Below are 25,652 nucleotides of genomic sequence, written 5' to 3'. Positions count from 1 at the left end.
TGAAGCGAACAGATTGAGCGCAATCCTTTGTCCGCTCTGTGAACCTAAAGCATCAAATTTCGTGAAGTATATTCTAAAAAATATTCGTTTTACTAATTTACGTCACCTCCCCATCTTACGACCATCGCAAACGTGCAGCCCAGGAGGTTCAAATGGCACAGACTGCAATGGATCCAAGGGGCGTGGTTCTACGCCCGGATATACTGGCCGTGATTGCCCTGACCGGCGTGATCGGATTTGCGCTTGGTCAAACTCTGCCGCCGGTGGCATCTACTGAGGCGCAGGTTGCTGATCCCGTGTCCGAAGACTGGCACGGAAATGTCAGGCGGTCACATTGGTCGAACTGAAACGTCAGCTCAGCCCCATAAGCTGCGGATCAAAGGGATAGGTGGTCAGGTTTTCATAGCCGTCTTCGGTGATCAGAACCTGATCCTCCAGCTTGATCGAGAAATCTCCGCCAACCTCTCCAACGGCAGCCTCGACACACAGGACCATGCCGGGTTCGAGCGCGTAGTCGTAAGAGCCCGCCACTGCCTTGTCCGGGTAAGCAACCAGAGGCCACTCATCGCACAAGCCGACGCCGTGCATCAGGCAGCCGTATTTCTGCGCCAGAAACTTGTCGTCCAACTTGTGTGCATTGGCTGTCAGTTCCGGAATCATCACGCCGGGCTTCAGCATCTCCATGTTGGTCATGATATGCTCATGCGCGTGCTGCATGGCGTACACCATGTCCGGTCGGGGCTTTTCGTCCCCGATCCACCATGTGCGCGAGATATCAATACAGATGCCGTAGGATCCGATCAGGTCGGTGTCAAAGGCGATGATCTCATTCTGTTGAGTGATCCGGGGACCGCATTCCTGAAACCAAGGATTGGTGCGCTGACCCGAAGCCAGCAGGCGGGTTTCGATCCATTCGCCGCCGCGCCGGATGTTTTCGGCGTGCAGAACCGCCCATATGTCGTCCTCCGATGTCTTGCCGTCTCCCACATTGGCGCGCGCGAATTTTTCCATTTCCGCCACAGCGGTTTCGCAGGCGTGATTGGCGCAGCGCATGGCTAGGATTTCGTCCGGGCCTTTTATGGCGCGGGTCTTTTCCGTAGCCTCTTCGCCTTCCATGATTTCGAACCCCTGCGCCTCAAGCGCGCGCAGGCCGTGCAGCATGATCTTGTCCACGCCGAGGCGCTTGTTGCCGCCACCATGTTCGTCGATCAGGACGCGCACCTCGTTTGAAAACACGTCCGCTGCCACATCTACCTTGTCGCCCCGGTCAAAGTAGAACAGGTCGGCGCCGGATCGTTGCTCGCGCACCAGTGGGTTGAACGTGGAAAGGAACGGAGAGTTTTTATAGTCCCAAATCACCATGTAGCCGTCAGCGCACAGCAACACCGCGCGGAACGGATTGTGCGTGTTCCACAGCTGCATGTTGGTGCTGTCGGTGGCATAACGAATGTTCAGCGGGTCGAACATCAGCAGCCCGCCATAACCGCGATCGACAATGGCTTGAGTCAGTCGTTTCCACCGGTGTTCGCGCATCCGGGCCAGATCGGGCAGGGCAAGGCCGGCCTTTTCCCATTCTGAAAACGCAAGCTGCGTAGGGCCAATTTCGATCCGGTCGTTTTCATTCGGGGTACCATCACCAAGGGTCGCACCTTTGGTCGGGTCGATCTTGCGGCTGTCGCGGTAGTGTCGGTTCATGGTGGGTCTCCCTGCCTGTTCTTTGAGCGTGAAGAATCAATCTCTCGGCGTCTTGAAGGTTTGCGACGGTGCGTTCGTCGCTTTTTGACCGACAAGCGGAAATTCTGATGATACGTCAAATTCATGACGACCATTCTTCAGACTTCAACTCCGTATGACCCGCTGGACAAGCGCTCATTGCCAGGCATTCAGCCAGCAAGCATGGACAACTGGTTGCACCACGATGATGCGTTTGCCGCCCAGATGCAAAGACGCGAGGACCTGTTGGTCAGTCATCGGTCGGATGTGCTGGCGATGGATGCAGGTGCTAAACCCGCTGCGCAGGAGTTGTTGGATCTTGTCCTGAACCAAGTTTATCCCGAGTGCACAGATCACGTCGCTCGCCCGGACGGGACAGATGTTACGATCGATCCGGATCAGCCATTGGATACACTGTGCCGATTGGTGCAGGAAGATTTCTGCATCCTGCAAAAGCAGGGGGATGAACATGTTCTGACCGGAGCCATCCTGTGTTTTCCTGCCAGTTGGCGCTTGTCCGAGAAATTCATGCGGCCCCTGATCGACATCCATCTGCCTGTTGACAGCTACAACGCCGACATCGCCCGGCGAGTTCAGCGTTTGTTTGACGGGATACAACCGGGACGCCCTCTGTGGCGATTCAATGCGCTGTGGTATGAGGACGCCGAGCTGCATCAACCCCGCAGTGCATACGACCGGCGGGCTCCACAGGAGCCAGGACACGCCCGGTTCCTGCGGAGTGAGCGGCAGACGTTGCTGCGCCTACCTAAGACACAGGCCGTGGTTTTTTCGATCCATACATATGTTCTGGCGGCAGAGCAGGTGCCAAACATGGAAAACCCCGCCTGATGGCGGGGCCTCCAAGGAGGGTCATTTCATACCAGGCTACATGCCCAGCGCGCTGGCAGCGCCCGCAAGTGCCCCGCTTGTGCTGAGAGCGGAGATCGCGATCGAATACACCAGCACCTGAGTGTTCAGGCGGAAGTCTTCGCCCCTTATCAGGTTCACAGCGGCCAAAGAGGCCGCAATCGGGACGGACACGCTTGCCACGGCACCCGTCAATCCCCAACTGGTCAGTCGGAGGATATCGCTGGGTTGCTCGTGGACGAGGGGGGGCGTGTCGTCCCGATCGGTAGGCTGCTCGATAGGTTCTGTCCGAAAAGCGATGCTGAGCAACTGCTCATCTGACAGCTGGATTGGCCGGGCTACTGGGGTCAGCGCCTTTTTTTCTGGCTCATCCAGGTCTTCTGCGTCAGTAACATTCAGTCCGGCAAACGGGCCTGTCACTGCCTCGAAAATCTGTTTTCTGTCACGCGGCCTGCTTGGGGCCAGCGTGTCAAATGCGCTCATGAATTGTTCGATGGTCAGAACGGTGTTGGGCGACAGCCATTCGACCCGCTGGGTCGCGCAGACGTCAACCATTCTGTAAAGGATCACGACCAGCATCAACTCGGAAACTTCGCTGTCATCCAATAGGGGGGAAACCGGGGTCACAGTGATCGTCAGCCGGTTATTCGGCAGGGTTACGATGGGCCTCTGGATTGTCTTCAGACCGGCGGCGCGGTTGAGGCGCTCGAACCGGTCTTCGGTTTCGGCGACCTTAGTATCCAGCGTCAGGCGCACCAGATACTGACTAGACACAATGCTGGCTTCGGTGCTGTTCTGCAGAGACTTGCGCTCGACCAGGTGACCATAGTCCGCAAGGGTCTTGGCAACGATGTCGCTGAACCGCTCGATCGCGTCTTCGGTCTTACCGTCGAATTGCAGACCACCGTGATAGCTGTGCTTCGGAGTCACTGCGCTGTCCTTTGTCGCATCCTGTGTTTGGAAACAATCTAGCAAGTGATCTGGGGCAGATTTGGGCAAAAATGGAAAAAAATGAGAAATCGGGCAGATTGATTACGCTATGGAAACCTAGGCATTTTAGGGGCCTTTTGACGTCTGTGGCGACAATGTGGCCGAAATCGGGTGTAACTGCCGGAATCCCAAGCCAGCTTCAACTGTCGATTCGGGCAGCCATTATTGCAATGGATTGTTGGTAAACCGAGGCGGCATTCCACTGTTGAATGACTGCAAAGTTTGGCTGACCCTGTTGATAGCCCCGACCGGGTTTCCAGCCCTTCTTACGCAGAAAATTGGCAGTTGAGGCCAATGCATCGGTCATATTGTAAAAGTCGACCTGACCGTCGCCGGTAGCATCAACCCCGTATTGCATGGCATTGCCCGGTAGGAACTGGGTGTGCCCAAGTTCGCCATGTTTTGCCCCTTTTGTCGCTGTCGTAATGCTGCCTTGATCGACCAGCTTCAGCGCCCCGATCGCGTGAGGAATGAAAAAATCGGACCTGCGGCAGTCATAGGCCAGTGTTGTGATTGCGGAAACAACCTGACTGTCCCCCATGAAGTTTCCGAACCCGGTTTCCATGCCGTGAATGGCGATCAGCACCCCGGCCGGTACGCCGTATTGACGTTCGAGTGCCGCATAGAATTGTGGGTTGCGCGCTTTGCGTTTGCGCCCTTGCGCCACGATGGTGTCTGCCCCTCGGACGCGCATGAACTTGTCTAACGAGTATTTAAAGCTCTTTTGATTGCGGTCCGCCGCAATGGTTCGCGTGGCGTATTGGGATTGGGCCAGTGCCTGCAATCCTTTCTTTTTGACGCCCGCACGTTTCGCCTGTTTGGCAAAGTCCTTCTTCCATGTCTCAAAGCCGCTGCTGGTGTTGCCGCAAGGTGCCGCGGAAGCAAGGGCGGGAAGGGATAGGGCGAACAAGAGAGCGAAGCGAAGCATCAGGGAAACCCGGAAAATTGCATTGTCAGGAAAAGAGTACGCTGCATTTCTCTGTCCGAAAAGACGTTAGTACAGGTCCAGCTCTTCGGTACCTTTCAGACTTTCAAACCACTCATCTGGTGTTTTGTCGATTTTGGCGTGTTTGACCATCATCGCGTTCATATTGGGTAGGTCCGAGGAATCCGGCCATTCCTCCGGTCGCCACAGGTTCGCGCGGATCACACATTTGGGGCAGTGTGCGAACACTGTTTCGACGTGAATGACCAAGGCCAGTTTCGGCGAGCGGTTGTTTATTGCCATGCTATCCAGCAAGTCGCGGTCTTTGCATAAACGGGCAGTGCCACGAAGGCGCAGAGTTTCCATCTTGCCCGGCACGAAGAATATCAGGCTGACACGTGGGTCCAGCAAAATATTGTGGAACGTATCCACGCGCTTGTTGCCGGGTCGATCAGGGATTGCGATCAGTGTGTCGGATAACACATTTACGAACCCTTCTGGATCACCTCGGGGCGAGATGTCCAGATGACCACCTGGATTGGCTGATGCGATCAGGCAGAATGTGGATTTAGCAATAAAGTCGCGGCACATCTGGTCCAGCCCGGACAGCTCTTTGGCGATGATCTGGGGCAGGGGCGCTCCGGTTATGCGCTCCAGTTCATCGCTCGAAGTCACGAAGTCTGTGAATTGAGAAAAGGGGGCGTCTGATGACATGCGATCTCTCCTAACCGGGTGGGTCGAGTGTGAGAGATCGTACCAAACGAAACAAGGGCGCCCGAGTGGACGCCCTTGAATTTTAAACAGCAAATCGGATCAGCAGCTGTAGTACATGCCGTATTCAACCGGGTGCGGGGTGTGCTCGTAGGTTTCGACTTCTTCCATCTTCAGTGCGATGTAGCCGTCGATCTGGTCCTTGGTGAACACGTCGCCCTGCAGCAGGAAGTCGTGATCCGATGCCAGAGCTTCCAGAGCTTCGCGCAAGCTGCCGCAGACGGTCGGGATATCGGCCAGTTCTTCGGCAGGCAGATCGTACAGGTTCTTGTCCATGGCTTCGCCCGGATCGATCTTGTTCTTGATGCCGTCCAGACCGGCCATCAGCAGAGCGGCAAATGCCAGGTAGGGGTTCGCCGCTGGATCGGGGAAACGAGCCTCGACGCGCTTGGCTTTCGGGCTTTCAGTCCACGGAATACGGACGCAACCCGAACGGTTACGGGCCGAATAGGCGCGCAGAACGGGGGCCTCAAAGCCCGGGATCAGACGCTTGTAGCTGTTGGTCGCCGGGTTGGTGAAGGCGTTCAGCGTTTTGGCGTGCTTCAGGATGCCGCCGATGAAGTACAGTGCCTCATCCGACAGATCGGCGTATTTGTCGCCTGCGAACAGTGGCTTGCCGTCTTTCCAGATCGACATGTTCACGTGCATGCCGGTGCCGTTGTCACCTGCGATCGGTTTCGGCATGAACGTGGCCGATTTACCGTAGGCGTGCGCAACATTGTGGATGATGTACTTGTACTTCTGCAACTCGTCGGCCTGTTTGGTCAGGCTGTCAAAGATCAGACCCAACTCGTGCTGGCACGACGCCACTTCGTGGTGGTGCTTGTCGACCTTCATGCCCAGACGCTTCATAGTCGACAGCATTTCCGAACGCAGGTCCTGCGCTTCGTCGATCGGGTTCACCGGGAAGTAGCCGCCCTTGACGCCCGGACGATGGCCCATGTTGCCCATCTCGTATTCGGTGTCAGTGTTCCACGACGCGTCGGTCGCATCAACTTCATAAGATACCTTATTGATGCTGTTGGAGAAACGGACGTCGTCGAACAAGAAGAATTCCGCTTCAGGGCCCATATAGGCTACATCACCGATACCCGATGCTTTCAGATAGGCTTCGGCTTTCTGAGCGGTGCCGCGCGGGTCACGCTCATAGGCTTCGCCGGTGTCGGGCTCAACAACCGAGCAGTGCACACAGATTGTTTTTTCCGCGTAGAACGGATCGACATATGCGCTGTTGGTGTCGACCATCAGTTTCATGTCGGATGCTTCGATCGACTTCCAGCCCGCGATGGACGAACCGTCGAACATGAAGCCTTCTTCCAGGAAGTCCTCGTCAACCTGGTCTGCCATCAGCGTGACGTGCTGAAGCTTGCCGCGGGGATCAGTGAAGCGAACGTCGACGTACTCGGCGTCCTCGTCTTTGATCAGCTGAAGAACTGCGTCCTTGCTCATAACTTAATATTCCTCTGCTTTGAGTTTGTTACAGTGCTTCCGGGCCGGTCTCACCGGTCCGAATGCGAATGGCTTGTTCAACAGGCGAGACAAAGATCTTGCCGTCGCCGATTTTGTCAGTTTTGGCTGCCGCAACGATAGCGTCGATGGCTGCGTCGACCTGATCGTCGTCCAGCACAACCTCGACCTTCACCTTGGGCAGGAAATCGACGACGTATTCCGCGCCGCGATACAGTTCGGTGTGGCCCTTTTGACGGCCAAAGCCCTTAACCTCGATCACGCTGAGACCCTGGACGCCGACATCCTGCAGCGCCTCTTTAACCTCATCGAGTTTGAACGGCTTGATGATCGCTTCGATCTTCTTCATTCCGGGCTCCTGTTAACTCTTGTCAGTTTGGCACTGACCACGTCTAAATTCGGGCGGCAATGTGATTGCGATACCGGCCCGAGCCGGGCGCTGAGAAAATGGGCGTCGGGTCAATTTTTGATCAACTTGCACAAAAAGTAAGCGAAACTGAATCGCCAGAGGATTTGAGATGACGGAATTGCTGACAGCGGCACAGATGCGAGCAATTGAAACAGCGGCGATTGAGTCCGGTCAGGTGACCGGTCTGGAACTGATGGAGCGCGCCGGTCGCGGCGTTGTTGAGGCGATTTTCGAGAATTGGCCGGAGTTGGCAAAAACGTCTGGCGCTGCCGTGGTTTTGTGCGGTCCCGGCAATAATGGTGGTGATGGGTTCGTCGTTGCGCGCCTGTTGAAAGAGTGGGGCTGGGAAGTCGAGGTTTTTCTGTATGGGGACGCCGACAAGCTGCCAGCAGATGCGCAAGTGAACTATGACCGGTGGCAGGAGTTGGGGGATGTTGTACCGCTGACTGAAAAGGACATGCGCAAGGGTGGTTTTGCCGATCTTTACGTTGACGCTCTGTTTGGGACGGGACTGAAACGCGGCTTGGACGGTGAACTGTTCAAGGTCGTTCGGCATCTTTCTGGTATGAATGGGGACGATTACACCGACCGCCTGGTCAGCATAGATGCCCCATCCGGCTTGTGTTTGGACAGCGGGCGGGTGTTGCATCAAGAGCCATTGAACCTATGGCCTCGCGAGTTTCTGGACGGTTTGCCCGCAGAGATGCGAAACAAGGTTGCTACTGCGGGCGGCGCGCGCGCTTTGCATGACCGTTTTGCTTGGTTGACCGTGTGTTTCGATAGCCCAAAGCCCGGGCATTTTCTGGCGCAAGGGCCGGATTTGTGTGGCAAGCTCGTTGTTAAAGACATCGGTATTTCCACGCAGCGTTGCCGCTTTAACGGTGAACCATACGACAGTGCGTTCACATTAGGCCCCAAGCCTTTTCGCAGGGCGAGCCGACCTGCTTTTCTAACCCTTGCCGAGGCACCTGGCCGCGTGAAGGACGAGCGAACATGGGGTGGTTTGCCGCTCTATCGAATGCCCAAATTCAAATGGCAACACAAGTATTCCCATGGCCACGCCTTCATCTTATCAGGCGGTTCGGGCAGGACCGGCGCGGCGCGATTGGCAGCGCGCGGTGCTTTGCGGATTGGGGCCGGGTTGGTGACATTGGGGGTTCCGCCGGCGGCGCAGACAGAGGTTGCGGCACAGGTTACGGCCATCATGTTGCAACGGGTTGAGGGTGGCGACGGTTTGTCCGATGTTCTCAGCGATGAGCGGTTGAATGCGCTTTGTCTTGGACCTGGTCTGGGATTGGAGCGTGCGCGGGATCTGGTGTCGGTTGCTCTGGCGGCAAATCGGGCGACGGTTTTGGATGCCGACGCTTTGACCGCGTTTGCAGACGACCCTGCGGCTCTGTTTGACCAATTGCACGATAATTGCGTTCTCACACCGCATGGTGGAGAGTTCGCACGGCTGTTCCCTGACATATCTGAAAAGCTCAAGGCGGTTCCAACCAAAGGCCCGGCCTATTCCAAGGTCGACGCAACGCGTGAGGCGGCCAAGCGGGCAGGGTGCGTCGTTCTGTTCAAGGGGTCGGACACGGTGATTGCCGCGCCGGATGGGCGCTGCGCGATCAATTCGGCCCATTATGAGCGTTCGGCACCGTGGTTGGCGACGGCTGGCTCTGGCGATGTGCTCGCCGGGTTTATCACCGGGTTGTTGGCGCGTGGGTTCGCTCCGATGCAGGCTGCGGAAACGGCGGCCTGGCTGCATGTGGAATGTGCGCGCCATTTCGGCCCCGGGTTGATTGCCGAGGACTTACCCGAGCAATTACCTGCGGTTTTTCAGAGTTTGGCTAAATGACGCATGGGCGGAAATTAGCCGCTTTTTTCAGCGTTCGGCAAGAAATAGCCGCACGTATACGCATCAGTGCATGTCATTCCTTTTGAAAGACATCAGACAGAGTGGCAGACTTGTACCCAGATTTTCCTGCCTACGAAGCCTTGGTAGCCAAATCTTTGATATGATTAAAATTTACTTTCTGCCGATTTGAGCCGTAAGGCAGAAATCCTAAACGCGACTAACTCGGTTCCTTGCGGAGTGGTCCGTCACATCGGTTTTTCTTTTGGCGGTTCCCACAAACGAAACGTTCAAGGTGAATAAAATGACAGTGAATTTGAAACTTCCCTCGGTTGCCGCTGTTCTGGCGATGACCACGGCGATCCCTGCCGTTGCTGAACTAAAGTACGAAAATAACAGCGGCGGTTATGTGGTGCTGTACGGTCAGCTCGATCCGGTGATCGTATCGGTCGATGACGGTCAGGAGACCGAGACCCGGTTGCTGGACAATGACCTGTCCAACAGCCGCGTGGGTTTGCGCGTCATGCAACCTTATGGCAGCAATGAGTTCATGTTCCGGTTCGAAACCGGTCTGGGTCTGCCAAGTACCGGGACAGCCAACCAAGATGGTACCAACACCAACGGTTGGAGCCGTGAAGATATCCGTCACGTCGATTTCTCGCTCAAAGGTGGATACGGCAAGTTCTCTGCCGGTCAGGGTAGTATGGCCTCGGACGGGGCCGCCGAGACTGATTTGTCCTACGTCGGGACGGCTTTGTATTCTTTTACGAACGATGAAAACGGCGCGTTTTTCTACCGGGGAGCAGACGGTGTCTTGAGTGGCATCACCGTTGGCGACTCGGCTAGCAACTTTGATGGCGCGCGTCGGGGCAGGGTCCGGTATGACACGCCCGATTTCAACGGCTTCTCAGCGGCGATTGCTTATGGTCAGAACATCTTGTCCAGCAGCGACGACGACGATTATTACGATCTCGCAGTCAAGTACCGAAACACCTTCACCAACGGTGTCGAGTTCGCAGCGAGCCTTGCCTATGCAGTAAGGGATTTCGACGGCCAACCCGGCGAGCGCAAGGATACCATCGGGTCCGCGTCGGTTCTGTTGCCCAGCGGGTTCAGTTTTACTGCGGCCCTCGGCACGCGGGACGATACCTCTACCGGCGCCAGCGACCCGGATTACTGGTACACTAAACTTGCTTATGAAGGGGACTGGGTGTCCTGGGGTAAAACCGGCGTTGGTATCGACTATTTCGACGGTTCCGATTTCGAAAATCAGGGGTCCAGCACCAAGTCCTGGGGTATTGCCGTTGTTCAGCGGATCGATGCGATCAACACAGACGCCTACCTGAAATACCGCAACCACGATTTCGACGACACGGTCGACTTTGACAAGAACGAAGCCTGGGTACTGGGTGCGCTCTGGAAGTTCTGACGACGTTTCCCCATAAACTAACGGCGCCCCGGTCTGGCTGGGGCGTTTTTTTTGTTCAAATCGGCGGCAAAACAAGGCTGATCTGGCCATTGCCTCTTGCACGTAAGCGGCTGGGCAAATAGAAGGCGTCAAATTTGCCCGGCGCGCCGTTTTGCGCGCCCCGAATCCTATGGGGACTACCATAATGCAGGTTACCGAGACGCTGAACGAAGGTCTGAAACGCGGCTACAATATCATCGTATCCGCAGCCGAGCTGGACGACAAAGTTAACGAGAAACTGGTCGAAGCGCAGCCGGAAGTCGAAATGAAGGGTTTCCGCAAAGGCAAAGTGCCGATGGCATTGCTGAAAAAGCAGTTCGGTCAGCGCCTGTTAGGCGAAGCGATGCAGGAAAGCATCGATGGTGCGATGAACCAGCATTTTGAAGACAGCGGCGAGCGCCCTGCGCTTCAGCCCGAGGTCAAAATGACCAACGAAGACTGGAAAGAAGGCGACGACGTCGAGGTCGCAATGTCCTATGAGGCACTGCCTGCGATCCCCGAAGTTGACCTGAAATCGGTCGAGCTGGAAAAGCTGGTTGTCAAAGCGGACGATGCAGCCATCGAAGAAGCGCTGAACAGCCTGGCCGAAACCGCGCAGGACTTCAAAGCGCGCCGCAAGGGTTCTAAAGCCAAGGACGGCGATCAGGTTGTGATCGACTTTGTTGGCAAGGTTGACGGCGAAGAGTTCGAAGGCGGTTCGGCTGAAGACTATCCGCTGGTTCTGGGTTCCAACAGCTTCATCCCCGGCTTTGAAGAGCAGCTGGTTGGAGTGAAGGCCGAAGAAGTCAAAGACGTCAACGTTTCCTTCCCCGAGGAATACGGCGCAGAGCATCTGGCCGGCAAAGACGCCGTATTCACTTGCACCATCAAAGAGGTGAAGGAACCCGTTGCTGCGGAAGTAAACGATGAGCTGGCAACCAAGTTTGGCGCAGAAGATCTGGCCGCGCTGAAAGGTCAAATCGCCGAGCGTTTGGAAGCGGAATACTCCGGTGCATCGCGCGCGGTCATGAAGCGTGGCCTGCTGGACGCGCTGGACGAGAAGGTATCCTTCGACCTGCCGCCGTCGCTGGTTGAAGCCGAAGCCAAGCAGATCGCACATCAGTTGTGGCACGAGGAAAACCCGGAAGTGGAAGGTCACGACCACGCTGAGATCGAGCCCACAGACGAGCACAACAAGCTGGCCGAACGCCGCGTGCGTCTGGGCCTGCTGTTGGCTGAACTGGGCCAGAAGGCCGAGGTTGAGGTCACCGACTCTGAGATGACCCAGGCGATCATGAACCAGGCACGTCAGTACCCGGGTCAGGAACGTCAGTTCTTTGAGTTCGTGCAGCAGAACACTCAGATGCAGCAACAGCTGCGCGCGCCGATCTTCGAAGACAAAGTCATCGACTACGTCTTTGAACTGGCTCAGGTCGCGGACAAAGAAGTCAGCAAAGACGATCTTCAGAAAGCCGTTGAGGCACTGGACGAGGAGTAATCCTCGTTCAACCATCCCCATGGGCATAAAAAATACGGAGCCGTCTGAAAAATGACGGCTCCGCTTGGGTGGCTTTAACCTATGAGGTGAGGGGGTCAGGCCTCATGAGCAAAAGCACGGGGGGTTCTTAACAGAGCGGTCTTCTGCTCTGGCGTAAAGCGGTCTGAAAGCGCCTCGATCAGCTTCAGTACAGACTCGACTTCGGTTTTCGATGTTGCCGAACTCATCTGTTCGACAAAGTACTTTTCCAACTGAGTCAGCGGCTGGTGGTCGTAGTTTGCGGCACTTGGCTTGGCCTTTGCGCCCTCAAACAACTCCAGCGCCTGTTCTTCGGTCAGGAAGACATCGTGTTCAATGTCGGCGTAATCCCGAATTCCGGCGATCCGTTCATCCGAACAGTCCATAAGAGCGGCCATGGCCACAACCTTGCCCATTGGCTTGGCAGTTCCAAGATAGTCGTAAGGCGCGTTGCCGGATCGTTGCAGGACGCGGTTCATCACAGGGTCAATCACGGCAATCGAGTCCAATACGCCGGCCATCTTGGCATATTCGAACGAGCCAATCATGATCTCGCTGGTGACATAGGATACCGAGTTTTCCCCACGTCCTCGCCCAAGCTTTTTGGTGTCGACGCAAAACCGGGTTGCTTCCCAGACCTGCGCGCTGCGGATCGGCGGTTCGCCGTCTAGGATTGAATGAAAAACGTCGGACAGCATGTGCGGCCCGGTCGTTTGCAGTAGTCTCATGCACCCAACAACGTCCCCCTCGTCGTCGATGCTAACTACATGTGCTGGATGAAGGTCGTCAAAATGGTCGCGTTCGCGCCCATCAACGATATTTACATCCCAACCAAGGCGGTCGCCAAAAACGCGCGCGCGCAGTTTGTACATCTCGTCCAAGACATGCTTAAACTTATTCTGGTTGATACCATCAATTACGATGATCATTTCCATCCCCCTACAGTCTGGTTACCGTAAGGATGACGTTAACTAAGATTTGAGCTAAGACTATTGGGGGTTTCCCGTATTTTTTGATCTTTTTTGATTATCCTGGGGCAATTAGGCCCAATCCAATAGCTCTTCCAATGGCTTGCGGTGTTGTCAACGCGCCCATTTTTTCACGCCCGGATCGCATATGAACTTCGACGGTTCGGTGGGAAATCGACAGGATATCACCGATGTCCTGCTGTGATTTTCCGTCCGCAACCCACTGCAGGATCTCTTTCTCTCGCGTCGAAAGGGCTGGTAAATACAGTGCTTTGGCCAGCAGGCCAGACTGCATCACGGTATCATGCGCTGTAACTGCGGCCATCTGCAGGTCCCCCATCACATGTTTCTTCAGCTTTGCCCACTCGGAATCCGAGCAATTTCGGGTCACATTCAGCAGGCCACATTCCCCGTATGGGCCACGTACCGGAACGGTTAAGCCACGGGAAGTAATGCCAAAATCATGCGCGTCCCGAAAAACCGAATGGAACTTTTCGTCGTGATTAAATCTGCCCCAGTCTACCGGAGCGATGCTGAGCGCAGATTGATACAAGGTCGGATCGAAATGGTGGAAGCCTTGGCTGCCATAGTGAATCTTCCATTCGTCCGGGTAGTTGGCATACCCCTGAACGTCACCCTTTACAGGGTTAAAAGTGGCATAAGACGCGTAATCGAAACCCAATTCATCGCAGACAGCATTAATTATGTCGGCTGCCGACTTTTCCTCGTGGTCGATCGCGGCCAAGTCTATAAGTTTCACCTGTCCAACCCTTGCGGCGGCAAATCTTTCCCCAAAGACATGCCAAATCTGTCCATTTCACCGAATACGTTGCGTCAACTGTGGTGCCTGACGCAAGCTAATTATGCATATCGCTTAGGCATAATGCGTGGTTATGGCAACAGAATACCTTAGTGATTACATAAGTCATTATTGCAACCTTTACGCTAATGACAAGCTATATCCTTACCCGACGTCACTCTGACCTTAGGCCAGTTTCAACCAGCATCCCGGCGGCCTTCGCCTCGGGATAGTAACCTTTGGCATAAAGGAAGATAGCCCGCTTCTGGTCGCCGTCTGACAAGAGCCACGCCCCACGCAGGTATTTTCCGGCAAACTCCAGATTGGTGTCTGCATCCAACAAACCCTGAGCGTTGCCTTTGTACCCCATGGATCGCGCTGTCGCGGGCAGGATCTGCAGCAACCCGTAATATGGCCTGTTGACGGCCCATGGGCGGTGCGTGCTTTCCCTTATGGCGAGCTTGTGCAACAGCTCGCGCGGCAGTTCATAATGGTCAGCCCACTTGTTGATTGATGCACGCAATTCAGGGGTTTCATTGGGGTATAGCGGAGGATCAAAAGGGGCATTGCGAGAGCTCTGCTTGCCATCCAGGCCGCCGCAGGCAGCCAGGGCAGGTGCGCCGAGTAATGCAACAAGTAAAGCGCGGCGCGTGTAGTGGGGCATGTGTAGTCTCCGGATGGGGTTTGGCCGCATGATAGTCCCGTCGAATGCAACCGCAAGCAGACACACAGTCCGCGCGCTGATTTATGCCGGGTCTCGTTGCGTCATAACTTGGTACCAGAGTGTTCCGTAATTATCGGGTCGGAAAGGCGCGTCGTTAAATTTCGACCTGGAACCACATAATGATATCGGCAAACCAGATCTTGTTCTCTGTCGCGCGAAACTGAACGGTGTTGTTGATCCCCGGGTTCAGGACGGTTCCGGGAAAGGCCTCCCATAATCCCCGAATGTCGCCGCCCGATATGGACGGGCTATAAACGAAGGTGTCGTTAATTTCGATCTGAAAAGCCCCTCCGGACGGCGTTGCCCAGGCTTTGAAGGCAAGGATAGGCTTCGCGCGGTTGGTTCCGATGATCAGGTTGGAAGGGATCGGGTCGCTGAAGGTCTGGCTTTCACCGGGGTTTAAAGAAAAAGAGCCATCATTCACGACGATGTAGTTGCACAAGGATGCCATAGTGGTTTCTCCTGTCGGATCGCGATCCGCCCAGATGTGCGATCACGCAAATTGCTAATAAAATGAACTTCAAAAAAAATGCGGCTGGGGCGGCAGGGGCCGCGTGACCGTAGGATAGCATAATTTCAATCCAAATTCCTGGTCGTGCCTGACGTCACTCTTTGTCACGGTCTGGGGTTCGAACACAAAAAAAGGCCGCGCCCTTCGGCGCGGCCAATCAATCTTTCAAAGGCAGCCGGATCAGGCTTTGGCTTCGTCTTCCTCAGCCGGGGCCTCTTCGGCAACCAAATCGTCATCGTCGGAAGCTGCGGAACCGATATCGTCGAACAGTTCGGCGATTTCGAATTCTGCGGCGGCCTCTTCTTCGGCAGCCAGTTCCTGGATCGACTTGCCCGAAGCCTGCAGTTCGGCTTCTTCTTGCGAACGGGCAACGTTCATTTGGATCTTGACTTCGACCTCGGGGTGCAGCTTGACCGCCAGCGAGTGCAGGCCAAGCTCTTTGATCGGAGCGATCAGAGCAATCTGCTTTTTGTCGACGGTGAAACCAGCTTCGGTTGCGGCATCTGCGGCGTCACGCGGGGTGACCGAACCGTACAGAGCACCAGCATCCGATGCCGAGCGGATCACGATGAACTGCTGACCGTCCAGCTTTTCAGCCAGAGATTCAGCTTCTTTCTTGGTTTCCAGGTTGCGCGCCTCAAGCTGCGCTTTTTGGGATTCGAACGACGCAATGTTGGCGTTCGAAGCGCTCAGCGCTTTGCCTTGGGGCAGCAGAAAGTTGCGGGCGTAGCCAGGCTTGACGTCAACGACGTCGCCCATCTGACCCAGTTTCGCAACGCGTTCCAGCAGGATAACTTGCATATCAGTCTCTCCTTACTTCACAGCGTAGGGCAGCAGGGCGAGGAAGCGGGCGCGCTTGATAGCACGGGCCAGTTCACGCTGCTTTTTCGCCGAAACGGCGGTGATGCGCGAGGGAACGATCTTGCCACGCTCAGAGATGTAGCGCTGCAGCAGACGGGTGTCTTTGTAATCGATCTTCGGCGCGTTGTCGCCCGAGAACGGGCAGACCTTGCGGCGGCGGAAAAATGGTTTTGCGGCCATGGTATATGTCCTTTCGTCAGGCGTTGATCAGCGGCGCTCGCGGCGGCCTTCGCGCTCGTCGCGCTTCTGCATCTGGACCGAAGGGCCCTCGTTGTGCTCGTCGACCTTGATGGTCAGAACGCGCATAACGTCGTCATGCAGGCGCATCAGGCGCTCCATTTCCTGAACGGCGCCAGCTGGGGCGTCGGTCTTCAGGAAGGAATAGTGACCCTTGCGGTTCTTGTTGATCTTGTAGGCCATCGTCTTGACGCCCCAGTACTCGCTTTCGACGACGTTGCCGCCGTTGTCAGCCAGAACGGTGCCGAAATGTTCGACGAGGCTTTCTGCCTGCGCGTTGGACAGGTCCTGACGCGCGATCATTACATGCTCATACAGTGGCATGTGCACTCCTGTTTCTATCAAGGCGCATTTCAAAGGCGGGGCCGGTTCGTCCTTCGCGACCCTGCCACGAGAGGCTGCGCGATTCATAACTCTTGCGAAGGATGGCCCCATATACACCATTCGCGTCGGGGGGCAAGGGCCGTCACACACGCCTTGGTGAAGTCGCGCTATTTCCTTTGCGCTGCCCAATTCCTGACGCTTTTCGGCTCAAAGTTGTTTTGCATACCGGGAACTAACCGGACAGACCGAACCAAAGACGGCAACGTGAACTAGGGTACAGAGAAATGACCGCGATGAACACGAATACCTTCGAGAAGTCTGCGACCAGCACGACTTATGATCAATCGGTTCCAGTTCTTATCGCATTTGCGCCGAACTGGAGGGCACGCACCGTTCTGGCACGCATCGCGGGGGCGTTGTTGATCGTTGTCGCGTTTTCCATGTGGCTGATGTCTGGCGCGGTGATGGCAACCGAAGTTTGGCCGATCAAACTGGCTGCGTCGCTGACATTCTTACTGATCGGCGTCAGCCTGCTGACCATTCAGGTGCTTGATGCGCGCCCCGATGCCTATTTTGATCCGATCCGCCGCGAAGTACGCGTGCTGCAAAAGAATGAAAACGGGCGTCCTCAGACAGTACTGCGCCGCAGCTATGACACCTTGGGTGGTGCACGGTTCGATGATGATCAGGTCGAACTCTATGATGTGGACGGCAGCCTGCTGATGAAGTTGCCGCTACAATCGGCGGATGTTGGCCGAGCGCTGAAGGGCCAATTGAGCGGAAGTGTAACGATCTTCGCCTGATTTTCACTTCTGTTCATTTAGGAACAGAAATTGTTAGAGAATAAGTCTTGTGTGCCGCCCAAGGGCGGCACATTTTTGTTGTTGAGCATTCCAACTGGTTTGCACTCACAACATTTTTGGAGATAGTCATGAAATCCACCCTTCTTGCTGCTGCACTGGCCGTATCGGCGACCTCGGCGTTTGCAAGCGCCGAGAAATACGTTTTGGACCCCAGCCACAGCCAGGTTGTCTTCAACTATAACCACCTTGGTTTTTCCACCACGACTGGCATGTTCTCGGGCTTTGAAGGCGAGATCATGTTCGATCAGGAAAACCCGGCCGATTCCAGCGTGAGCGTGTCGATGCCAGTGGTCGAAATGATCACCGGTTGGAAGCCGCGCGAAGATCACTTCATGACCGAAGACTTCTTTGGCGTCGCCGAGGGTGACCTGATTTCGTTCACCTCGACCGGTATCGAAGTCACCGGTGAAAACACCGCGAACATCACCGGCGATCTGACCATGAACGGCGTGACCAAGTCGGTTGTTCTGGACGCGAAGCTGAACCAGGTTGGCGAGCATCCGATGGCGGGCAAGCCCTGGGCCGGATTTGATGCCACCACCACACTGGTCCGCAGCGAGTTCGATCTGGGCCAGTTCGCACCGTTTGTTAGCGACGAGGTTGAGATTCGTATTTCAGTAGAGGCGCAAAAGGCCGAGTAAGCCCGCCTTATATGCAGAAAGAAACCGCCGGGACCCTTCAGGTCTCGGCGGTTTTTTCTTTATTCGGCTTGGGTGGCTGTCAGTTCAAGGGCGACTTTGACGGCAAAGGCCAGCGAGTCCTCGGTTGGTTGTGTCGTACCGACGTCGTAGTCCATTCGGTTCAGATCCAACTCTCCCTGCATCTTGGCGGTGCCGTCCTGCAAGTCCAGTTCGAACGGCAGGACGACGTCCATGGTTTTATCGCGAATGGTCAAAGTGCCGCGTGCCTCATAGGCCAGATCGGTTTTGAACAGATCTGCAGTGAAATTCGCGGTCGGGAATTGAGCGCTGTCAAAAAAGTCCGCACCAAGGGCCTGTTGTGTCACGGTGCCGATGGTCAATGAGCCTATGGCAATTGTCACATCAACAGCCCCGGCCGGTCCCGGTTCTGTTGGTTCGTCGAATGTGATTGCGGCGGTCCAGTCGGAAAACGCGCCGCTGACGGGGCTGCCCAACTGGGTGATCGTGATTGCCAAAGTGCCTTCCTGCACCTGCCAGTCGGATTGGACGGCCTCCAGTTCGGCAGATGCATTATCACCGGTCGGATGTGCCGAGTAGGCTCCGTCGAACCACCCGATGCTAAGAGCAACAGCCCAGATCACGACTGCTGCTACGACGGGGGCAGGTGAGTGCCATTGTGTTGGTGGTTCCGGCAATTCCACCTGTCCGGGCAGCATGCGGCGCAATGTGCTGTCTTTGTCGATTACATGGTGCTTGAGCGCGCCAACGATATGCAAAACCAGCGCACCCACCAGCACAAGCATCAGGACGAAGTGTAACCCGCCGCTTGCTTCGGCCAATGCGGGGGATTTGGGCACAAACGGCAGGTTCTGCCCGAACGGCCAGAGGATCGGTGCAAACCCTTCGGTGGCCGCATGGTGAATCCAGCCTGTCAGAGGAACCAGAACCAGCGAGCCATACAACAGCCAGTGGACGGTTTCCGCAGCAAATGCCTCGGGCTTGTTTTCAGCATTGAGCAACCCAGGCTTGGGTTGGCTGATCGCCCACAAGATACGGGCAAGCGCCACGAAAAAGACCGTGACACCGATAGTTTTGTGCAGCGAGAACAACTGGGCCGCCTGTTGCAGGTCTTCCGGTGTCGTTGGAATGGCCGGGTCTTCAATTGCGTGGGCCAGTTCGTTCGCAAACCATCCAATCGGAAGCGCCGTCAGAATGAGCAAGGCCGTCAGCCAGTGGAAGGTTTTTGAAACGCCCCCGTAGCTTTGGGTGGTGTTGGCAATGGGCATTGGTTCACGACTCCGATCTGTTTGCTGCGACCACCCTAAATGCAGCGGAGGCCGACACAATAGCCTCTGACGCACAGAATGCGTGTCAGGATGCAGAGCTTGTGCCGCTCGTTCACTCGGTTTACACCCCATCGCAACCTAACGTCATCCAAGAGGTTGCAATGACACGCGCGTTCGTTTTTCCGGGGCAGGGCGCCCAAACCATCGGTATGGGCAAAGCACTGGCCGAGGCCTATCCGGCTGCAAGGGCAGTTTTCGACGAGGTCGATGAAGCGCTTGGTGAAAAGCTGAGCAACCTGATCTGGGAAGGTGATATTGCCGACCTGACGCTGACGCAGAACGCACAGCCGGCGCTGATGGCAACCTCGATGGCCGCGATGCGCGCGTTGGAGGCCGAAGGTGTTGCGGTCACGGACGCTGCATTTGTAGCTGGGCATTCGCTGGGGGAATACTCAGCGCTTGCGGCAGCTGGTGCGCTGTCGATTGCGGATACGGCGCGTTTGTTGCGGACACGTGGTCAGGCGATGCAAAGCGCCGTTCCGGTTGGTGAAGGCGCAATGGCCGCCATTCTGGGGCTGGACCTTGAGGCGGTGCGCGCAGTCGCAGAAGAGGCCGCACAAGGCGAGGTCTGTCAGGCCGCGAACGACAACGATCCTACTCAGGTCGTTGTTTCAGGCGCAAAGGCAGCCGTGGAACGTGCTGCCGAGATTGCCAAGGAAAAAGGTGCCAAGCGCGCTGTGATGTTGCCTGTGAGTGCCCCGTTCCATTGTGCGTTGATGCAACCCGCTGCAGATGTGATGGCTGAGGCGCTGGCTGCAGTTGAAATCAAGGCCCCGGCAGTTCCGCTAATTGCGAACGTGCGCGCCGAGGCTGTCAGCGACCCGGACCTGATCCGTCAGTTGCTGGTCGAGCAGATAACCGGTTCTGTGCGCTGGCGTGAAAGCGTGCTGTATATGGCGGCGCAGGGCGTCACCGAAACTTGGGAAATCGGTGCAGGCAAAGCGCTTTCGGGTATGATCCGCAAGATCGACCGCGCGATTGCTGGCAAGGCTGTAGGCACGCCGGATGACGTGCAGAATATGGTTAAGAGCGAATCATAAGAACAACGTGCGACGCAAGTTGCGCTGCAAAGGGAAGATCGAATGTTTGATTTGACAGGTAAGAATGCGTTGATCACCGGTGCGTCCGGTGGGATTGGCGGCGAGATTGCGCGCGTCCTACACGGTGCGGGGGCCACGGTTGCATTGTCCGGCACGCGCGTGGAACCGCTCGAGGCATTGGCCGCCGAACTGGGTGAGCGGGCGCATGTCTTGCCATGTAACCTGAGCGACGGCGAAGCTGTTTCCGCGCTGCCGAAGCAAGCTGCCGAGGCGATGGGGTCGGTTGATATCTTGGTCAACAACGCTGGGATTACTCGGGACAACCTGTTCATGCGTATGTCGGATGACGAATGGCAGAGCGTGATCGACGTGAACATGACCTCGACCGCCAAGCTGTGCAAAGGCGTGCTGCGGGGTATGATGAAGGCGCGCTGGGGACGGATCATCAACATCTCGTCCGTCGTCGGTGCCACCGGGAACCCCGGTCAGGCAAACTATGCAGCGTCCAAGGCCGGTATGGTCGGCATGACCAAATCCCTGGCCTATGAGGTTGCCAGCCGCGGTATCACGGCAAACGCGGTTGCGCCGGGCTTTATCACCACAGCCATGACCGACAAGCTGACCGACGATCAGAAATCGGGCATTTTGGGGCAGGTTCCCGCCGGTCGTATGGGCGATGCGTCGGAAATTGCGGCGGCTGTTCTGTATCTTGCCAGCCCCGAAGCTGGATATGTTACCGGAACCACCTTGCATGTTAACGGCGGTATGGCCATGTTGTGAGCGCGGACAGGGGCAGGTGCGAAAGCGTTTGCCTCGCGCGTTGTCTATGCTATAGGCGGCGCATAAATGCTGGGGTCGACCAAATGGTCGGCCTTCTACTTTCCCGGTCATCCGGGACCCAACCGCCCGCACCGGGCAAATCAAAGCCAGCCTGAGCGGGCAAGGGCAGAACCGGGCACTAGGCCCTGAAAACGGAATGAGGAATAGACATGAGCGACGTCGCAGATCGCGTTAAAAAGATCGTTGTTGAGCACCTGGGTGTTGAAGAAGACAAAGTGACCGAAAACGCGTCCTTCATCGACGATCTGGGCGCAGACAGCCTGGACACTGTTGAGTTGGTTATGGCCTTCGAAGAAGAGTTCGGCATCGAAATCCCCGATGACGCAGCCGAGACCATCCAGACATTTGGCGACGCCGTCAAATTCATCTCGGAAGCTTCCTAAAGCTTCGAAATAACTAAAAAGCGGCGCTTCCGGGCAACGGAGGCGCCGTTTTTTCGTGCCTTGTTCAATTCTGCCTTGCAAGGTGCCGTATTCGTTCGCAACCTTTTGCCCGAGGCACATAATTCAAAGCGGGCAGGGCATGATACGATCCACCCCTATGATCAATACGGCCCGTTTGACGCTGTGCGCCATGCGGCCAGAAGATTTCAACCGGTTCGCCGAGATTTGGCGCAACCCGTGCATCGTGCGACATATCGGCGGCAAGCCGCGGTCGCGCGGAGAGGCGTGGGATTCATTCCTTCGAAATGCCGGGCACTGGCAAATGGCCGGTTTTGGGCAATGGGCCGTGGTCCAGCAGTCGAATCGCCAGATGGTCGGTCAGGCGGGGTTCTTTTACGGTAACCGTTCGATTGGCGAGGATTTCGACAGTTTTCCCGAGGCCGGATGGATTCTGGTCCCCGAGGCGCAGGGACAGGGATTGGGGCTGGAGGCGGCACAAGCCGCACATGATTGGTTTGACCGGATCATGCCCGGTCCGTTGGTCGCGATGGTGAATTCGGCGAACTTGGCCTCGCGCAATCTGGCGGGCAAGCTGGGCTATACCCCGATGCGCGAATGCGCGTTCAACGGCAGCGACGTCACGCTTATGCGCCGCAACGGACCGCCGCCGCGCCACTGACAATTTGAGACTTCGCGAATGCCGCAAACCGGCCGTAGTTTGCCGATCCTGGTAATAACGGACCGATCTTCCGCGTGTATGGTACTCTGGAATTGCAGAGCGATTGAGCGGAGGAGAATGCTCATGAGGATTTACCCCACGATGGAATTGCAGAACGGCCGGTGTGTCACACTGGACAAAGGCCGTCTGGACGACGCGATGATCTGGCATGTGAATCCGGCGGACACGGCACGCAGCTGGTCTGCAGCCGGTGCCATGTGGATGCACCTGACGGATTTCGATGCGATCGAAGGCCGCGATACCAACGCCGAATTGGTCGAGGAAATTATCCGCACGTCCGAGATGTCTGTGCAACTGGCCGGCGGTATGCGGACGCGGGAACAGGTCGAATACTGGATCGACAAAGGCGCGGGACGGGTGGTGATTGGTACGCTTGCCGCCTGGGATCCGAATCTGGTCAAGGAACTGGCCAAGCTTTATCCGGACCAGATCGTTCTGGCTGTGGATGTCTGGCAAGGTCAGGTCATGACTGAAGGCTGGCGCAGTCAGAGTGCGTTTACGCCCGAAGCGTTTATTCAAGCGTTCGAGGGCACGCCCTTTGCGGCGATTCTGGTGACCGATATCGACAGCGACATCGAAGACGTCGATGCGCAGCTGGGTCTGATCTCGGGTCTTGCACAGCTGTCACGCACGCCGGTTATTGCCAGCGGTGTCGTTCGGACATCAGATGACATCTCGCGTCTGGCCTATGTGCACAACATCTCGGGCGCATTGATTGGGCGGGCTTTGTTCCGCAAAACGATTGACTTGGCAGACGCGCTTAACGTGGCCGAGCAAGCCCACGAGCCGGTCGCTGAATTCCAGTAATCCTGTCTTGCACGTCATTGCCCCGGCCTTTCAATTCCGTGAAAGGGCCGGGGCAATTTGTTTTGGTACAAGCCGCACAGACGGACCGTCCGGCGAAATGGTGCCGGGTGGGAATGTGCCGTTGCTCTTGCCCCCGGACCCCGGGCCGGGGTATGAGCGGTTCTCAAATAGGAAGCAGGCAAGAGGCATTTCATGCGCAGAGTCGTTGTAACCGGTCTGGGATTGGTCACTCCTTTGGCCAGCGGGGTCGAGAAATCTTGGTCACGGCTGCTGGATGGGGAATCCGGCGCGGGCCCGATCACGAAATTTGATGCCGAAGCAAGCGGTGTCACCACGACCTATGCCTGCGAAGTTCCGCGCGGCGATGGAACTGATGGGACATTCAATCCCAACGATTGGTTGCCGCCAAAAGAGCAACGCAAGATCGAAGACTTTATCCTGTATTCGATCGCTGCCGCTGACATGGCTTGTCAGGATGCAAACTGGCTGCCCGAGGATGAAGAGGACCGCCTGCGAACAGGTGTCCTGATCGGATCGGGTATCGGCGGTTTGGGCTCTATCGCTGAAACAGCGAACCTGATCCGCGACAAAGGTCCGCGCCGTGTATCGCCGTTCTTTATCCCAGGCGCACTGATTAATCTGGCGTCCGGTCAGGTTTCGATCCGCCACGGGTTCAAGGGCCCCAACCACTCGGTCGTGACGGCTTGTTCGACAGGTGCGCATGCAATCGGTGATGCCAGCCGCATCATTCGTGCGGGTGACGCAGATGTCATGGTTGCTGGCGGCGGCGAAGGCTGTATCTGCGAGATCGGTATCGCTGGCTTTAATGCGTGCAAGGCGCTGTCGACCAAATATGCCGATGATCCGAAGAAAGCCAGCCGACCATATGATGTGGACCGTGACGGCTTTGTCATGGGCGAGGGCGCAGGCATTGTGGTTCTGGAAGAATACGAGCACGCCAAGGCGCGCGGTGCGAAGATCTATGCCGAAGTGCTAGGTTACGGCATGTCCGGCGACGCTTATCACATAACTGCACCGTCCGAGGATGGTGATGGCGCTGAGCGTTCCATGAAGGCCGCATTACGCAGCGCCGGTTTGGAGCCTTCGGATCTGGACTATATCAACGCGCACGGCACATCGACCATGGCGGATACGATCGAACTGGGCGCGGTAGAGCGCCTGTTAGGTGATCACGCCAGCAAGGCCACCATGACCTCGACCAAATCGGCCACCGGTCACCTTTTGGGTGCGGCTGGCGCGATTGAGGCGATCTTTTCGATCCTGGCGATCCGGGATCAAGTGGCCCCGCCGACGATCAATTTGGATAACCCCGCCGTTGAAACTCCGATTGATCTGGCACCCAACGCCAAGCGTGAGCGTGAGATCAACGTGGCGCTGTCGAATTCGTTCGGCTTTGGCGGCACCAATGCCAGCGTGATCTTCGGAAAGGTCAGCTAAATGTTGCGGGCTCTTGCTTCGAACGCGCTGACTCTGCTGATTGTAGGCTTGTTCCTGATGGGCGGGCTGGTTGTGTGGGGGCAGTCGCAATACAAGGCCGAGGGTCCGCTGGAATCCGCCATGTGCCTGCAAGTCAGAAGCGGGTCGAATATGACCCGTGTCAGCCAAGAGCTTGAAGATGACGGAGCCATCAGCAGCGCCATGATCTTTCGCATGGCTGCGGACTACACAGATAAATCGCAGCAGCTGAAAGCCGGTAGCTTTCTGGTGCGCGAAGGTGCGTCGATGGAGCAGATCATCGATGAGATCACCAGCAGTGGTGCCAGCACCTGCGGGTCTGAGATTGAATACCGTATCGGTGTCACGCGCATCCAGACCCGGGTTCGCGAGTTGGACCCGGCAACGCTGGAGTTTGTCGAAATCGCTTCGTTTGATGTGACCGACGAAGAAATCCCTGCCGAATATGGTCAAAAGCGTGAAGAAGCCGACACCCGGTACCGTGTGTCTGTTGCCGAAGGCGTGACCTCTTGGCAGGTGGCGCAAGGCTTGCAGGCGATTGAACCGCTGACAGGTGAGATTGCCGAGATCCCGGCCGAAGGGATGTTGGCGCCTGACAGCTATGACTTGGCACCGGGCGATGAACGGACGACTGTTCTGCAGGCGATGCAAGACAAGCAACAATTGCGCATCAAAGCAGTGTGGGAGAGCCGCAAAGGCGACCTTCCCATCAGCAGCCCAGAGGAAATGCTGATCCTCGCGTCGATCATCGAAAAGGAAACCGGTGTTCCCAATGAACGCGGGCAGGTTGCAAGCGTCTTTGTGAACCGGCTTGAGCAGGGCATGAAGCTGCAGACAGACCCGACGGTCATCTATGGCGTCACCAAGGGTCAAGGCACGCTGGGGCGCGGGCTGCGTCGCAGTGAACTGCGCCGTGCAACACCTTGGAATACTTATGTGATAGACGGTTTGCCGCCGACACCCATTGCCAACCCAGGGTTGGCCAGCCTTGAGGCTGCTGTCGCACCGGAAGAGACCAACTTTGTCTTCTTTGTTGCGGATGGCACCGGGGGGCACGCGTTTGCGGAAACCTTGCAGGAACACAATCGGAACGTCGCCAAGTGGCGTGAGATTGAGGCTGAAAGAAACAGCTCGAGCAACTAAGA

General features: G+C 56.5%; 28 protein-coding genes. 14 read left to right on the top strand and 14 right to left on the bottom strand.

Translation table 11 applies throughout. The features are described from left to right. Positions 1-152: 152 nt before the first annotated feature. Positions 153-347 (top strand): hypothetical protein, encoded by a 195-nt coding sequence (locus AC2FJE_RS12725; RefSeq protein WP_496754459.1) that lies wholly within the window; start codon positions 153-155, stop codon positions 345-347. Positions 348-351: 4 nt separating this feature from the next. Here AC2FJE_RS12725 and dddP read toward each other — a convergent pair whose 3' ends face one another. Continuing rightward, the gene (gene dddP, locus AC2FJE_RS12720; RefSeq protein WP_496754457.1) at positions 352-1,695 is read right to left on the bottom strand and encodes a dimethylsulfonioproprionate lyase DddP; all 1,344 of its coding nucleotides are present in this window, start codon (positions 1,693-1,695) and stop codon (positions 352-354) included. 123 nt (positions 1,696-1,818) lie between these two features. Between dddP and AC2FJE_RS12715 the strand changes: the two genes are divergently transcribed. Continuing rightward, positions 1,819-2,562 (top strand): heme-dependent oxidative N-demethylase family protein, encoded by a 744-nt coding sequence (locus tag AC2FJE_RS12715; protein ID WP_496754455.1) that lies wholly within the window; start codon positions 1,819-1,821, stop codon positions 2,560-2,562. Between the two features lie 36 nt (positions 2,563-2,598). On the opposite strand, the gene AC2FJE_RS12710 is transcribed toward AC2FJE_RS12715, so the two are convergent. The 5 genes from AC2FJE_RS12710 to AC2FJE_RS12690 all read right to left on the bottom strand — a co-directional run bounded on the left by AC2FJE_RS12710 (position 2,599) and on the right by AC2FJE_RS12690 (position 7,082). Next, positions 2,599-3,510 carry a hypothetical protein gene (locus AC2FJE_RS12710; protein WP_282169331.1) on the bottom strand — a complete coding sequence of 304 codons (912 nt, stop codon included), beginning with the start codon at positions 3,508-3,510 and terminating at the stop codon, positions 2,599-2,601. A gap of 199 nt (positions 3,511-3,709) precedes the next feature. Beyond that, complete coding sequence (locus AC2FJE_RS12705; RefSeq protein ID WP_496696832.1) at positions 3,710-4,498, bottom strand: lytic murein transglycosylase; 789 nt, start codon at positions 4,496-4,498, stop codon at positions 3,710-3,712. Positions 4,499-4,564: 66 nt separating this feature from the next. Further along, on the bottom strand, positions 4,565-5,209 hold the full coding sequence (locus AC2FJE_RS12700) for an MSMEG_1061 family FMN-dependent PPOX-type flavoprotein (protein ID WP_496761001.1): 645 nt from the start codon (positions 5,207-5,209) through the stop codon (positions 4,565-4,567). Between the two features lie 99 nt (positions 5,210-5,308). Next, complete coding sequence (glnA, locus tag AC2FJE_RS12695) at positions 5,309-6,715, bottom strand: type I glutamate--ammonia ligase (RefSeq protein WP_058277498.1); 1,407 nt, start codon at positions 6,713-6,715, stop codon at positions 5,309-5,311. Between the two features lie 28 nt (positions 6,716-6,743). Further along, positions 6,744-7,082: a P-II family nitrogen regulator gene (locus AC2FJE_RS12690; protein ID WP_058274017.1), complete on the bottom strand. Its 339-nt coding sequence runs from the start codon at positions 7,080-7,082 to the stop codon at positions 6,744-6,746. A 169-nt stretch (positions 7,083-7,251) separates the two neighbouring features. On the opposite strand from AC2FJE_RS12690, the gene AC2FJE_RS12685 reads away from it, so the two are divergent. From AC2FJE_RS12685 to tig, 3 genes are all read left to right on the top strand, one after another. Continuing rightward, positions 7,252-8,988, top strand: coding sequence for an NAD(P)H-hydrate dehydratase (locus tag AC2FJE_RS12685; protein ID WP_496754452.1), 1,737 nt, complete (start codon positions 7,252-7,254; stop codon positions 8,986-8,988). A 301-nt stretch (positions 8,989-9,289) separates the two neighbouring features. Then, the gene (locus AC2FJE_RS12680) at positions 9,290-10,414 is read left to right on the top strand and encodes a porin (protein ID WP_496754450.1); all 1,125 of its coding nucleotides are present in this window, start codon (positions 9,290-9,292) and stop codon (positions 10,412-10,414) included. A gap of 184 nt (positions 10,415-10,598) precedes the next feature. Then, entirely contained in the window at positions 10,599-11,930 is a 1,332-nt protein-coding gene (tig, locus tag AC2FJE_RS12675) for a trigger factor (protein ID WP_496754778.1), read from the top strand. A gap of 95 nt (positions 11,931-12,025) precedes the next feature. Here tig and AC2FJE_RS12670 read toward each other — a convergent pair whose 3' ends face one another. The 7 genes from AC2FJE_RS12670 to rpsF all read right to left on the bottom strand — a co-directional run bounded on the left by AC2FJE_RS12670 (position 12,026) and on the right by rpsF (position 16,372). Beyond that, on the bottom strand, positions 12,026-12,877 hold the full coding sequence (locus tag AC2FJE_RS12670) for an acyl-homoserine-lactone synthase (protein WP_282169337.1): 852 nt from the start codon (positions 12,875-12,877) through the stop codon (positions 12,026-12,028). Positions 12,878-12,974: 97 nt separating this feature from the next. Further along, the gene (locus tag AC2FJE_RS12665; protein WP_058274014.1) at positions 12,975-13,676 is read right to left on the bottom strand and encodes a LuxR family transcriptional regulator; all 702 of its coding nucleotides are present in this window, start codon (positions 13,674-13,676) and stop codon (positions 12,975-12,977) included. Between the two features lie 214 nt (positions 13,677-13,890). Continuing rightward, positions 13,891-14,379 carry a lytic transglycosylase domain-containing protein gene (locus AC2FJE_RS12660; protein ID WP_282120445.1) on the bottom strand — a complete coding sequence of 163 codons (489 nt, stop codon included), beginning with the start codon at positions 14,377-14,379 and terminating at the stop codon, positions 13,891-13,893. 154 nt (positions 14,380-14,533) lie between these two features. Beyond that, positions 14,534-14,890 (bottom strand): hypothetical protein, encoded by a 357-nt coding sequence (locus AC2FJE_RS12655; RefSeq protein ID WP_282169338.1) that lies wholly within the window; start codon positions 14,888-14,890, stop codon positions 14,534-14,536. A gap of 240 nt (positions 14,891-15,130) precedes the next feature. Next, a complete protein-coding gene (gene rplI / locus AC2FJE_RS12650; RefSeq protein WP_058277502.1) occupies positions 15,131-15,751 on the bottom strand; it encodes a 50S ribosomal protein L9 in 621 nt (206 codons plus the stop codon). 12 nt (positions 15,752-15,763) lie between these two features. Then, positions 15,764-15,991 (bottom strand): 30S ribosomal protein S18, encoded by a 228-nt coding sequence (gene rpsR / locus AC2FJE_RS12645; protein WP_005982441.1) that lies wholly within the window; start codon positions 15,989-15,991, stop codon positions 15,764-15,766. A gap of 27 nt (positions 15,992-16,018) precedes the next feature. Continuing rightward, positions 16,019-16,372, bottom strand: a complete 354-nt coding sequence (gene rpsF, locus AC2FJE_RS12640) for a 30S ribosomal protein S6 (protein ID WP_082637099.1) — start codon at positions 16,370-16,372, stop codon at positions 16,019-16,021. Positions 16,373-16,656: 284 nt separating this feature from the next. Between rpsF and AC2FJE_RS12635 the strand changes: the two genes are divergently transcribed. Continuing rightward, a complete protein-coding gene (locus AC2FJE_RS12635; protein WP_108860342.1) occupies positions 16,657-17,175 on the top strand; it encodes a hypothetical protein in 519 nt (172 codons plus the stop codon). A 128-nt stretch (positions 17,176-17,303) separates the two neighbouring features. Further along, positions 17,304-17,876: a YceI family protein gene (locus tag AC2FJE_RS12630; protein WP_108860343.1), complete on the top strand. Its 573-nt coding sequence runs from the start codon at positions 17,304-17,306 to the stop codon at positions 17,874-17,876. Between the two features lie 59 nt (positions 17,877-17,935). On the opposite strand, the gene AC2FJE_RS12625 is transcribed toward AC2FJE_RS12630, so the two are convergent. Continuing rightward, on the bottom strand, positions 17,936-19,162 hold the full coding sequence (locus tag AC2FJE_RS12625) for a cytochrome b/b6 domain-containing protein (protein ID WP_496754445.1): 1,227 nt from the start codon (positions 19,160-19,162) through the stop codon (positions 17,936-17,938). 161 nt (positions 19,163-19,323) lie between these two features. Between AC2FJE_RS12625 and fabD the strand changes: the two genes are divergently transcribed. The 7 genes from fabD to mltG all read left to right on the top strand — a co-directional run bounded on the left by fabD (position 19,324) and on the right by mltG (position 25,650). Next, complete coding sequence (fabD, locus tag AC2FJE_RS12620) at positions 19,324-20,262, top strand: ACP S-malonyltransferase (protein ID WP_496761000.1); 939 nt, start codon at positions 19,324-19,326, stop codon at positions 20,260-20,262. A gap of 42 nt (positions 20,263-20,304) precedes the next feature. Beyond that, positions 20,305-21,042, top strand: coding sequence for a 3-oxoacyl-[acyl-carrier-protein] reductase (gene fabG, locus AC2FJE_RS12615; RefSeq protein WP_058274008.1), 738 nt, complete (start codon positions 20,305-20,307; stop codon positions 21,040-21,042). 209 nt (positions 21,043-21,251) lie between these two features. After that, positions 21,252-21,485 carry an acyl carrier protein gene (locus AC2FJE_RS12610; protein ID WP_005982462.1) on the top strand — a complete coding sequence of 78 codons (234 nt, stop codon included), beginning with the start codon at positions 21,252-21,254 and terminating at the stop codon, positions 21,483-21,485. A gap of 139 nt (positions 21,486-21,624) precedes the next feature. Further along, complete coding sequence (locus AC2FJE_RS12605) at positions 21,625-22,164, top strand: GNAT family N-acetyltransferase (RefSeq protein WP_282120449.1); 540 nt, start codon at positions 21,625-21,627, stop codon at positions 22,162-22,164. Positions 22,165-22,287: 123 nt separating this feature from the next. Then, positions 22,288-23,031 (top strand): 1-(5-phosphoribosyl)-5-[(5-phosphoribosylamino)methylideneamino]imidazole-4-carboxamide isomerase, encoded by a 744-nt coding sequence (locus tag AC2FJE_RS12600; RefSeq protein ID WP_496760999.1) that lies wholly within the window; start codon positions 22,288-22,290, stop codon positions 23,029-23,031. A gap of 192 nt (positions 23,032-23,223) precedes the next feature. After that, on the top strand, positions 23,224-24,489 hold the full coding sequence (fabF, locus tag AC2FJE_RS12595; RefSeq protein ID WP_109311409.1) for a beta-ketoacyl-ACP synthase II: 1,266 nt from the start codon (positions 23,224-23,226) through the stop codon (positions 24,487-24,489). Then, a complete protein-coding gene (gene mltG / locus AC2FJE_RS12590) occupies positions 24,490-25,650 on the top strand; it encodes an endolytic transglycosylase MltG (protein ID WP_496760998.1) in 1,161 nt (386 codons plus the stop codon). It abuts the gene before it with no gap. Positions 25,651-25,652 lie beyond the last annotated feature (2 nt).

This window comes from Ruegeria sp. CDSC002, from assembly GCF_059610905.1.
Note: the sequence above shows the minus strand (reverse complement) of the source record. Positions and strands in the feature narration are given on the sequence as shown.

Coding starts and splice junctions, on each gene's coding strand:
- AC2FJE_RS12725 (WP_496754459.1), top strand. CDS start 153: ATGGCACAGACTGCAATGGATCCAAGGGGCGTGGTTCTACGCCCGGAT.
- dddP (WP_496754457.1), bottom strand. CDS start 1,695: ATGAACCGACACTACCGCGACAGCCGCAAGATCGACCCGACCAAAGGT.
- AC2FJE_RS12715 (WP_496754455.1), top strand. CDS start 1,819: ATGACGACCATTCTTCAGACTTCAACTCCGTATGACCCGCTGGACAAG.
- AC2FJE_RS12705 (WP_496696832.1), bottom strand. CDS start 4,498: ATGCTTCGCTTCGCTCTCTTGTTCGCCCTATCCCTTCCCGCCCTTGCT.
- AC2FJE_RS12700 (WP_496761001.1), bottom strand. CDS start 5,209: ATGTCATCAGACGCCCCCTTTTCTCAATTCACAGACTTCGTGACTTCG.
- glnA (WP_058277498.1), bottom strand. CDS start 6,715: ATGAGCAAGGACGCAGTTCTTCAGCTGATCAAAGACGAGGACGCCGAG.
- AC2FJE_RS12690 (WP_058274017.1), bottom strand. CDS start 7,082: ATGAAGAAGATCGAAGCGATCATCAAGCCGTTCAAACTCGATGAGGTT.
- AC2FJE_RS12685 (WP_496754452.1), top strand. CDS start 7,252: ATGACGGAATTGCTGACAGCGGCACAGATGCGAGCAATTGAAACAGCG.
- AC2FJE_RS12680 (WP_496754450.1), top strand. CDS start 9,290: ATGACAGTGAATTTGAAACTTCCCTCGGTTGCCGCTGTTCTGGCGATG.
- tig (WP_496754778.1), top strand. CDS start 10,599: ATGCAGGTTACCGAGACGCTGAACGAAGGTCTGAAACGCGGCTACAAT.
- AC2FJE_RS12670 (WP_282169337.1), bottom strand. CDS start 12,877: ATGATCATCGTAATTGATGGTATCAACCAGAATAAGTTTAAGCATGTC.
- AC2FJE_RS12660 (WP_282120445.1), bottom strand. CDS start 14,379: ATGCCCCACTACACGCGCCGCGCTTTACTTGTTGCATTACTCGGCGCA.
- AC2FJE_RS12655 (WP_282169338.1), bottom strand. CDS start 14,890: ATGGCATCCTTGTGCAACTACATCGTCGTGAATGATGGCTCTTTTTCT.
- rplI (WP_058277502.1), bottom strand. CDS start 15,751: ATGCAAGTTATCCTGCTGGAACGCGTTGCGAAACTGGGTCAGATGGGC.
- rpsR (WP_005982441.1), bottom strand. CDS start 15,991: ATGGCCGCAAAACCATTTTTCCGCCGCCGCAAGGTCTGCCCGTTCTCG.
- rpsF (WP_082637099.1), bottom strand. CDS start 16,372: ATGCCACTGTATGAGCATGTAATGATCGCGCGTCAGGACCTGTCCAAC.
- AC2FJE_RS12635 (WP_108860342.1), top strand. CDS start 16,657: ATGACCGCGATGAACACGAATACCTTCGAGAAGTCTGCGACCAGCACG.
- AC2FJE_RS12630 (WP_108860343.1), top strand. CDS start 17,304: ATGAAATCCACCCTTCTTGCTGCTGCACTGGCCGTATCGGCGACCTCG.
- AC2FJE_RS12625 (WP_496754445.1), bottom strand. CDS start 19,162: ATGCCCATTGCCAACACCACCCAAAGCTACGGGGGCGTTTCAAAAACC.
- fabD (WP_496761000.1), top strand. CDS start 19,324: ATGACACGCGCGTTCGTTTTTCCGGGGCAGGGCGCCCAAACCATCGGT.
- fabG (WP_058274008.1), top strand. CDS start 20,305: ATGTTTGATTTGACAGGTAAGAATGCGTTGATCACCGGTGCGTCCGGT.
- AC2FJE_RS12610 (WP_005982462.1), top strand. CDS start 21,252: ATGAGCGACGTCGCAGATCGCGTTAAAAAGATCGTTGTTGAGCACCTG.
- AC2FJE_RS12605 (WP_282120449.1), top strand. CDS start 21,625: ATGATACGATCCACCCCTATGATCAATACGGCCCGTTTGACGCTGTGC.
- AC2FJE_RS12600 (WP_496760999.1), top strand. CDS start 22,288: ATGAGGATTTACCCCACGATGGAATTGCAGAACGGCCGGTGTGTCACA.
- fabF (WP_109311409.1), top strand. CDS start 23,224: ATGCGCAGAGTCGTTGTAACCGGTCTGGGATTGGTCACTCCTTTGGCC.
- mltG (WP_496760998.1), top strand. CDS start 24,490: ATGTTGCGGGCTCTTGCTTCGAACGCGCTGACTCTGCTGATTGTAGGC.